Source organism: Vibrio sp. VGrn 2, from assembly GCF_009361695.1.
GTDB lineage: Bacteria > Pseudomonadota > Gammaproteobacteria > Enterobacterales > Vibrionaceae > Vibrio > Vibrio diabolicus.
The window spans coordinates 822,829-830,917 of sequence record NZ_RBWD01000001.1 but is presented as its reverse complement, the minus strand read 5'-3'; the positions used below and the strand labels follow the sequence as shown (position 1 = coordinate 830,917).

General features: G+C 42.4%; 10 protein-coding genes. 1 reads left to right on the top strand and 9 read right to left on the bottom strand.

Annotated features, from left to right (window positions below):
- Positions 1–239 precede the first annotated feature (239 nt).
- The 5 genes from D8S93_RS03925 to D8S93_RS03900 form a co-directional block, all read right to left on the bottom strand.
- Positions 240–623, bottom strand: coding sequence for a hypothetical protein (locus D8S93_RS03925; protein ID WP_152812041.1), 384 nt, complete (start codon positions 621–623; stop codon positions 240–242).
- 162 nt (positions 624–785) lie between these two features.
- A complete protein-coding gene (locus tag D8S93_RS03915; RefSeq protein ID WP_053805251.1) occupies positions 786–971 on the bottom strand; it encodes a hypothetical protein in 186 nt (61 codons plus the stop codon).
- Between the two features lie 175 nt (positions 972–1,146).
- Positions 1,147–1,884: an HNH endonuclease gene (locus D8S93_RS03910; protein WP_101956974.1), complete on the bottom strand. Its 738-nt coding sequence runs from the start codon at positions 1,882–1,884 to the stop codon at positions 1,147–1,149.
- 181 nt (positions 1,885–2,065) lie between these two features.
- Complete coding sequence (locus D8S93_RS03905; RefSeq protein WP_152812039.1) at positions 2,066–2,512, bottom strand: GNAT family N-acetyltransferase; 447 nt, start codon at positions 2,510–2,512, stop codon at positions 2,066–2,068.
- Positions 2,513–2,650: 138 nt separating this feature from the next.
- Complete coding sequence (locus tag D8S93_RS03900; protein WP_152812037.1) at positions 2,651–3,112, bottom strand: GNAT family N-acetyltransferase; 462 nt, start codon at positions 3,110–3,112, stop codon at positions 2,651–2,653.
- 651 nt (positions 3,113–3,763) lie between these two features.
- On the opposite strand from D8S93_RS03900, the gene D8S93_RS03895 reads away from it, so the two are divergent.
- Positions 3,764–4,726, top strand: a complete 963-nt coding sequence (locus D8S93_RS03895; protein ID WP_012841657.1) for an integron integrase — start codon at positions 3,764–3,766, stop codon at positions 4,724–4,726.
- 43 nt (positions 4,727–4,769) lie between these two features.
- On the opposite strand, the gene D8S93_RS03890 is transcribed toward D8S93_RS03895, so the two are convergent.
- The 4 genes from D8S93_RS03890 to tyrR are packed head-to-tail and all read right to left on the bottom strand — an operon-like array spanning position 4,770 to position 8,011.
- Positions 4,770–5,243 carry a DUF2947 domain-containing protein gene (locus D8S93_RS03890; RefSeq protein ID WP_046876177.1) on the bottom strand — a complete coding sequence of 158 codons (474 nt, stop codon included), beginning with the start codon at positions 5,241–5,243 and terminating at the stop codon, positions 4,770–4,772.
- 13 nt (positions 5,244–5,256) lie between these two features.
- Positions 5,257–5,844, bottom strand: coding sequence for an HD domain-containing protein (locus D8S93_RS03885; RefSeq protein WP_152812035.1), 588 nt, complete (start codon positions 5,842–5,844; stop codon positions 5,257–5,259).
- Between the two features lies 1 nt (position 5,845).
- Complete coding sequence (gene rimJ, locus D8S93_RS03880) at positions 5,846–6,430, bottom strand: ribosomal protein S5-alanine N-acetyltransferase (RefSeq protein ID WP_053808933.1); 585 nt, start codon at positions 6,428–6,430, stop codon at positions 5,846–5,848.
- Between the two features lie 36 nt (positions 6,431–6,466).
- On the bottom strand, positions 6,467–8,011 hold the full coding sequence (gene tyrR / locus D8S93_RS03875) for a transcriptional regulator TyrR (RefSeq protein ID WP_005376914.1): 1,545 nt from the start codon (positions 8,009–8,011) through the stop codon (positions 6,467–6,469).
- Positions 8,012–8,089 lie beyond the last annotated feature (78 nt).

Genomic DNA, 8,089 nt, shown 5'->3' with positions numbered 1-8,089 from the left:
TGGAAATGACCAATATTCGCCCTTTTCGCCGCTTTTCCAACCTATTACCCCGCCACTTTCACTCTTAGGCTACAACCACGTACATTCAGCCTGAGAGATCCGTTGCGGAAATAACGCCCAATTAAGGGGTGAACAACGCCTCCACCCAAACCTAAAGCATTGTGCCATAAACACTAAATTTGAAGTAGAAGCAAAAATGCCGAGCGTTGTGAATCCCTCTTAAATTGCTTGTTATGTGTTTACTTGAACAAGTCCCCATATCCCCAAATAACAGTACCCACAATAGCCAATAGAACAGCTATATATTGGGCTACCTTGAAGATTGGTTGATATTTTTTGGCCAGTGCTTCTTGTTGGCTAAAAATATGGCCTGATGGGAATACATGTTCATTCACTTTCATCAAATTATATTCCATCCAAACGGCAAACAAGACCGTCAGTGAACCACTCCTCTGAAACCACATTGCAGGTGCTTCTTTGTCAGGGATAATGAAAGAGTACCAAGCTAAAATTGGTGTTATCACAGCCAAGATAAGAAGAGGAATGCAGTACAGTAGCTTCCTTTCAATTTCCTTTCCTGCTCGTTCCATTAACTCATCGATTGTTAAAGTCTCTGAACTCAAAATTCCTCCTTACACATAACGCCCAGTTAAGGGGTGAAGCACGCAATGACCAAGCTACTGCATGCCACCTTAATCACTAAAACCAACGCATACCAAAAATGCCACGCGTGCTGAATCCCTCTTAAACTGTTTGTTAGGCAAATTTTATTTGTAGGGCTTAATTCACATTAACTCCAACTTGAAGAAGTTGTTTGCTGCCGTATTGATAATAGTAACTTTACCTGAAGGCGCTTTTACTTTGATTAAGGTTCCTTCCACCTCAGTCAAAACTTCACCCATTGTTGTCTCTTCACCATCTTCATCTATTGTTACATACTTGATTTTTTGTCCGATAAATTCCGAAAACATAAAATATCCTCTTAAACACTAGCTTGTATCAATTAACTTAATATATTCATTTGAAAATAGGTAAAGACATAGTTGCCTAACGCCGCATTAAGGTGTGAGCGACGCTTGGCTATACTTGAGCGAAGTGAAACTGCCAAGCGTTGCGAATCACTCTTAAATGCTTTGTTATGCAGATTTATGGTGCAATAGAACTCAAAGGACCCGATAAATCACAACCATATTTACTTTTTAGAACACCCAGTTGCCTGCCTATTTTACGGCGCATAACTTTTAAATGTTCATCAAGGGCTTGGTAATCTACGTGTCCATTATTCGATGACGTTTCGTTCATTACTTCTTGAGCTGAATTTCTAATTTGTGTAAACACTTTTTTAAGATCTGTATCAAGCTCTATTTTCCTTGCAAGTCTATTAACTTCTTTTCTAGTTTCATCTAATGCTGCAAAAACATGAGGCGGGTTTTCATAACTAATATCTAGATAAAAAACTCCTTTACTTGATAAAAAATCGACTAAGCTTTGCGCAACCTTATAATTACTTGTTTGCTTAACTAACAATGGAATTGGGCTTTTATGAGTTTTAACAAGCATTGATATCATTTGTTCATGTTTTTCTTTCCATCCCTTTATCATGTCCTCAGGAAAGCCTGCACCAAGATTTTTATCGATCATTGTGTGGCAATTGGCACATAGCCATATCCCGTTCTCTATTGATCCAGCCTCTCCGTCAGGTAGCTTTTTGTACCTTGCCGATTTAGGCTTTTCACCAATGATATGTGCTGCTTCACCGATTTTCACTTTAAGCGAAGCTTCATCTAATTCTGCGCCAACTGTTAAGGTGTTACATTCTGGGTTATTACATATATACGCTGAACGATAAGCCAACTTCTCTGCTATTGGTTTACTAAATGCCATTGATTTTCCTAAATATGAAGTAAATAAGTGTGATTGAATATCTGCATAACGCCGCGTTAAGTGGTGAGCAACGCTAACCACCAAACCTAAACCATTGTACCTTAAACACTTAAACTAACTTGAACTGAAATCGCCAAGCGTTGTGAATCCGCCTTAAACGCCTTGTTATGAACGTGGTTGATTAGACCAGCATTCTATACAAAATGGAACTGCCTGAGACATAGTCAATATTTTCAACCTTGTGAAAGCCATTCCCTTCGTAAAACCTATGAGCAGCGGTGTTAAAGGTCGGTGCCTCTAACTCAATATGGAGACCAGATGAAACCTGCGTTACTAGATAATCAAGAACCATCTTACCCAGCCCTTGATGCTGATAGCTTGGTTCAACATATAGCCGAATAAGCTGCAAGCACTCTTCGTCGACTGAATAGTAAAAACCACCCACTACTTCTTCCGCATCTTTAATAACAAAGTAAAAGTAGTTTTCAAGGCACGCTCTTTGATGCTCGATACTATCGTAACCCGGTGGACCAGAACCACATAATTGGCGATCATTCGAAAAAGCAGATATTTGGATCTCCACTAATCTTTCGACGTGATTTATAGATGCTTTCTCAATGGAATACATTGCTTAACCCTGTAGTTCATAACGCCGCGTTAAGTGGTGAACAACGCCAACCACCAAACTTAAACCATTGTACCTTAAACACTTAAGCTGACTTGAACTAAAATCGCCAAGCGTTGTGAATCCTCCTTAAACGCTTTGTTATACCGCTGTCTGCCGCTCCAGACGAACTTCTATTGCTTTAACGTTTGAGCTGTCAGCCAATTCAAAAATATCTGACTCAATACGCTCTGCAACCTTGAAACCTAGTGCCTCAAAGATCTCTACATTACCAGTTTGCTCAACGCACCAAACTGAGAGCAAGCCTGCATTTGAGAACATGCGCTCTGCTTCTAAAATTAAGCTTCGAGCTACACCTTTTTTACGACATTCAGGCATGACAGCAAGTGTACTTAAATTAAGCGTCTTTCCGGACAACTTAACCTTTATAAGACCCACTAGCTGGTGATCTAAATAACACCCCAAACAAGTCCACTCATTTGTTGAACTAGCTTGGTTTCTTTGAGCTTCGGAGGTTGGACGATAGATTTTTCGTAGCTCGGAGAAGCTTGTTTTTGATAGAGATAAGAGCGCCTGTTCTGTGCCACTTATTTGCTTTATCATTGATTTCTCCTTTGCGGTATAACGCGCAAGTTAAGGTGTGAGAGACGCAGATCCACCCTAACCTAAAATAAACTCTGATAAATCCGTGCCCATTTGGGCACTAAAACCCCAATGCGTTTCGAATCGGCTTGAACGTCTTGTTATTCCGCAACTAAAGTCGGCTATGTTTACGCCTAATCTTTTGATATGACGAGAAATTTTCGGTATGCAGGCAAAAATCGAAGCCGAAGTATTTGGCAGCTCACTACCTTAAATCGCTTTAGCGTCACTCTTTAATTGCTGCGCCATATTAAGGTGCGCTTAAAGCGCTTTAAGGCTAGCATGGAAATGACCAATATTCGCCCTTTTCGCCGCTTTTCCAACCTATTACCCCGCCACTTTCACTCTTAGGCTACAACCACGTACATTCAGCCTGAGAGATCCGTTGCGGAAATAACGCTTTCTATACGGCAATTTGCCTCCTTTCTGGCAAGCTACCGCCCTCTTTCTGATCAAAAGCGCTATAAATCGTAGCACCTATATGCATGAAACAAATAGAAAAACAGTATGAATATGTGTGGTCGCGCGCGCAATTAGACGGCGCAATGCACACTAATTGCAAATGAGGTGATAGATTTAAGGGACTGTGTAAATAAACAGGTCAATTTTATCATGAAAAGTCAGTTTTTACTTAGTGTAAAAGAGCACATGCTTACTCGTCATTATGCGAATAAAACCATCGAAAGTTATCTATTTTGGATAAAACGCTTTATCACTTTCCACCAGCTTGCCCACCCTTCGACACTAGCAGAAGATGATGTCGTTCAGTTCCTGAGTTACTTAGCGGTAAAAGAAAAAGTTGCGGTAAAAACGCAAGCTTTGGCACTGAACTCAATATCATTTTTATATCGTGATTATTTCAAAACTCCACTATCACTTGATATGAGATTTCAGAAATCTCTGACCGAAAAGAAACTTCCCGTTGTGTTAACCAGGGAGGAGATCCGACGATTCGTTCAACATATCGACCCGAGGTATAAACTCCATATTCAGCTGCTTTATGGCTCAGGGCTTCGAGTCATGGAGTGTTTGCGCTTAAGAGTTCAGGACATCGATTATGATTATGGCGCAGTTCGTGTTTGGCAAGGAAAAGGAGGTAAAAATCGTACCGTAACGTTAGCAAAAGAGTTACATGAGCCGCTTAAAGCTCAGGTTAATTTAGCAAGAGATTACTATTTTAAAGATAGGCACATGCCTGGTTATGCGGGTGTATACATCTCAGAAGGCTTACGACGTAAGTACCCCAAAGCGGAGCTAGATTTTAACTGGCACTTTTTATTCCCATCAACAAAGTTAAGTACAGATCGGGACACCGGAGAGCTCAGAAGGCATCATATCAATGAAAGTGCAATACAAAGAGCGGTAAAGCGCGCTGCAACGGATGCGTGTATCGAGAAAACAGTAACATGCCATACACTCAGGCACAGCTTTGCCACACATTTATTAGAGTCTGGTGCTGACATTAGAACAGTACAAGAGCAGCTTGGTCACACCGATGTAAAAACCACCCAGATTTATACTCACGTTATCGAGCGCGGGGCTGGCGGCGTGTTGAGTCCATTATCCAGCCTTTAGAAAAACAAAGCCACCTCGAAAAGGTGGCTTGCTGTATAACTCGCTATTGACGAACACCGAGTTTCACATTGCCTTTTGAATCAAACCAAAGCGCTTGTGAACGGCGACGTCCAATCAATATTGGACCATCATCATAAAAGAGAAAGTTCTTCCAATGCTTTTTAAAAATCGACCACTTAGTTTCGATGACATTGTACTTCTCGTAGCAAAAGTAAACGGTCACATCGTCTTGCCAATCGATATGTGCTTCTACTTCCGCTGGCATGTCCGGATCATCCAACTCCCACGCAGCCATCCAATCAACGACTTCAGACCAGTTCGCCTCATTCATTGGCCAATCTTGGGAGCTAAGTCGATCCATATCAGGGCTTTGAGCACTAATATTTTCTTTCCAAAATTGTGCTGAACGAGCTTGGCTCATCGGCTTAATAAAAGCCAAATCTTCTTTTGGCACAGGCATCGACTGATGCGTAAAAATCCATTTTCTTTGGTATTCATCCAAAGGCAAATAAGACATTCAGTCTCCTTTATTACGATTTCAGCCAACCATTCTCTGTGGCTTCTTCTATCAACTCTTTCGCTTTGTCCCATAAGGTAACAGAGCCAAATTCAATTCGTTTATTAATGGTAAGTGCTTGTTCACGAGAGACGCCATGCTCCTTCCAACTCTGACCATTATTATGGTAGTTCAAGAGCATTGGAATTAACCGGTCGAGTGCTTTTGCATACTTTGCATCATCGGTCTGCGCGGCTTCAAATTCATGCCAAAGCGCCAATAACTCTTGCTCCTGATCGCTGGGTAACATACCAAACAAGCGTTCTGCCGCTCTAATTTCTTTTTCTACTTGCTCTTGAGACGCGGCAGTATCATAAACAAAGGTATCCCCCGCGTCGATCTCTACTACGTCATGTATCAATAACATTTTCATCACTCGGCAAATATCAACAGGTGCATTTGCATGCTCTTCCATCAATATTGCCATCAGTGCGACATGCCAACTATGCTCACCACTATTTTCGAGACGCCCTTCAGCACTTTTAACTCGGGTTCGGCGCAAAATACTTTTGAGTTTATCGAGCTCGATTACAAGTGCTAATTGCTTTTCCAATCGCTCCATACTATCGCCCTTCTGGTTGCCAATTCGGATTAATAAGTGACGTTAGAACGTGGTCTTGCCATTCACCATTAATCAAAAGGTAATCTTTTGCATACCCTTCTCGGTTGAACCCTACATGCTCTAGCACGGCTTCACTACGTTTGTTGTGAGGCATGTAGCCGGCTTGAATACGATGCAACTTCTGCACGTTAAACATGTAGTCGCAAGCCATGGTTAATCCACGACGCATATAACCATGCCCTTGCGCTTTTTCAGCGAGAGAGTATCCGACGTTACAAGAATAAAAAGGGAAACGACTCAAATTACTAAAGGATACCGTACCTAGCATTTCACCTGAAGAGGCTCTGACCAAGAGGCAATAATACCCCAACCCCATTCGATGCAGCTCATTGAGCTTGATAAGCTTTTGCAACCAACCGTTCACTGAGAAAAAAGCTTCTTCACGTTTCGGTTCAAATGGTTTCAGATATTCTCGGTTCGCTTGAAAATACTCGGCAATCATATCTGCGTCACCGATTTCAGCGGTACGCAGAAGCAAGTCACCGTCCAACTTATGAACGGCGATAGATGAGCTGTTATCTTCCATTACAAATGATTAATTCCGTCTTTTCGTTCAATTCGATTAATTCTTGCGGATACCGTAATCACGCAGTTTATTAGCGATTGAGGTATGCGATACATTTAAGCGCTTAGCAAGCTTGCGGCTTGATGGGAATGACTGATACAAACGCTCCAGAACCTGAGATTCATAGTCACGCATGATCTCATCCAATGAACCGTCGATGTTAAGCGTTGCACTACCAGCGCCGACTGATTGAGGCTGAGGTAAATTGAAGTGATCCGCGTTTAGTATACCACCATCCATTTCTGTGAGCGCTCGAAGAACCATGTTATCCAGCTGGCGCATGTTTCCTGGCCACTGATAATTTGCAAGGGCATCAACTAGACCATCATCAAACTCTGGCTTATCAATCCCAAGCTGTTGAGCATGTTTCGCCACAAATAACTCAAGCAATGGCGCAACGTCATTTGAGCGCTTACGTAACGGAGGAATGCTGAGCGTAAGTACGTTGAGACGATAATACAAATCTTCACGGAACATTCCTGCCTCAGAAAGTTCGGCAAGGTTATGTTTTGTTGAAGCGATGATACGAACATCGACATGCATCTCATCTTCTGCACCGACACGACGGAAATTACCATCCTGTAGAAAACGTAACAGCTTGATTTGAAGATGCGAACTCATTTCACCGATTTCATCAAGAAATACCGTCCCGCCATTTGCTTGCTCAAAGATGCCTTTGTGACCTTGTTCATGATTAAATGAACCCGGCGCGTGACCAAAAAGTTCGGTTTCTGCTACATCGTCAGGCATCGAAGCACAACTCAAAACTAAGAATGGCTTGCTCGCACGGCTAGAACGGCTGTGGCAAGCTTTAGCAAGCATTTCTTTGCCGGTCCCTGTTTCGCCCTCAATTAACAGTGGCTGGTCAAGCACAGACAGCTTCTTAGCTTGGTTCATTAGCGCTTTATGACGGTTCGATATACCAACAAAGTGCTCAAAACCCAGAGGATTATGCAGTGGTAGCGCTTCTTCAATTCTTGCGACTTGCTGACTAGAGCGAATCGTCATCAGTGTACTCGCTAGAGTGGAGTTTTGCGCTTCGTCTCGGATATAAACTGGCATCAACTCAAGAACATAGTCCAAGCCATCAATCACAAGGTTTTCCCGCGTTCTGCCATTCACACCTTCAGACCAGCGAGAAAAACGAACACTTGGCAGCAAAGCTCCGATCTGCGTACCAATTACTTCTTGCTTGTGAAGACCAAGCAGTGAAAGTGCAGACATGTTTGCCATGTCTACGGCACCTTTAAGGTCGATGGCAAAAACCGGATCAGGCAAGTTATCAACTAGCGAGAGCAACTCCGTATTGTGGCGCTCCATCGGCATAAACTGGATTTTACGTACGTCTTTCACCCCCGGAATACGGCGGATTTCAGCCATCAGCTCACTAAACGTATCAAAATCAATATCTGGGCAGTTCAAATAGATAATACCGCTAATATCGATTTCGATACCACGCAAGTCGATGCTTTTAGACGCTAAAATATCGAGCAGTTCTCGGGTCAAGCCGAGTCGATCTTCACATAAGACTTCAAGACGCACTGAAAATATCCCAATTCACGACTGTCAGGAAAAGTTGACAGTAGTTTCTATCATGCTTGGAATGGCGTCAAGCAATCC

What these genes read in the sequence shown, in the direction of transcription:
- D8S93_RS03915 (WP_053805251.1), bottom strand. Translation starts at nt 971, where the DNA reads ATGTTTTCGGAATTTATCGGACAAAAAATCAAGTATGTAACAATAGAT.
- D8S93_RS03910 (WP_101956974.1), bottom strand. Translation starts at nt 1,884, where the DNA reads ATGGCATTTAGTAAACCAATAGCAGAGAAGTTGGCTTATCGTTCAGCG.
- D8S93_RS03905 (WP_152812039.1), bottom strand. Translation starts at nt 2,512, where the DNA reads ATGTATTCCATTGAGAAAGCATCTATAAATCACGTCGAAAGATTAGTG.
- D8S93_RS03900 (WP_152812037.1), bottom strand. Translation starts at nt 3,112, where the DNA reads ATGATAAAGCAAATAAGTGGCACAGAACAGGCGCTCTTATCTCTATCA.
- D8S93_RS03895 (WP_012841657.1), top strand. Translation starts at nt 3,764, where the DNA reads ATGAAAAGTCAGTTTTTACTTAGTGTAAAAGAGCACATGCTTACTCGT.
- D8S93_RS03890 (WP_046876177.1), bottom strand. Translation starts at nt 5,243, where the DNA reads ATGTCTTATTTGCCTTTGGATGAATACCAAAGAAAATGGATTTTTACG.
- D8S93_RS03885 (WP_152812035.1), bottom strand. Translation starts at nt 5,844, where the DNA reads ATGGAGCGATTGGAAAAGCAATTAGCACTTGTAATCGAGCTCGATAAA.
- rimJ (WP_053808933.1), bottom strand. Translation starts at nt 6,430, where the DNA reads ATGGAAGATAACAGCTCATCTATCGCCGTTCATAAGTTGGACGGTGAC.